Origin of the sequence: Parapedobacter tibetensis (assembly GCF_024704835.1) — a bacterium.
Classification (GTDB): domain Bacteria; phylum Bacteroidota; class Bacteroidia; order Sphingobacteriales; family Sphingobacteriaceae; genus Parapedobacter; species Parapedobacter tibetensis.
The window spans coordinates 1-457 of sequence record NZ_JAMXBE010000074.1 but is presented as its reverse complement, the minus strand read 5'-3'; the positions used below and the strand labels follow the sequence as shown (position 1 = coordinate 457).

Genomic DNA, 457 nt, shown 5'->3' with positions numbered 1-457 from the left:
GAGAGTGTAACACCAACTGTGTCACTGGATAAAACGAATAAATAGTTTTAAATTCGAAATATCAAGTGACATGTTAATGAAAGAGAAAGCCCCATTTGACTTCGAGCGCTTCAAGCAGGAAGCGATGGAAGGATTGTACGCCGGCAAAAAAGCTGGCGGCACGGACGGTGTTTTTACACCGCTGATGAAACATCTATTGGAATCCATGCTGGACGGCGAGTTGGATAACCACCTTGAGGAGGACAAAGCCTCGGGTGTGCCCAACCGGCGCAACGGCAAGGGCAGGAAAACGGTCAGGAGCATGGGCGGCGGCAGTTTCGAGCTGGAGACCGGCCGTGACCGCGAAGGTTCATTCGAGCCCAAGATCGTCCCCAAGCGGCAGCTGATCATCACCGAGGAACTGGAAGGCAATGTATTGAGCATGTATGCCCGTGGCATGGGTACACGTGCCATCAGC

General features: G+C 52.5%; 1 protein-coding gene. It reads left to right on the top strand.

The window, feature by feature from the left end; genetic code table 11:
• Nucleotides 1-76: 76 nt before the first annotated feature.
• A partial coding sequence (locus NF543_RS25325; protein WP_257957593.1) for a transposase occupies nt 77-457 on the top strand: 381 nt, incomplete at its 3' end.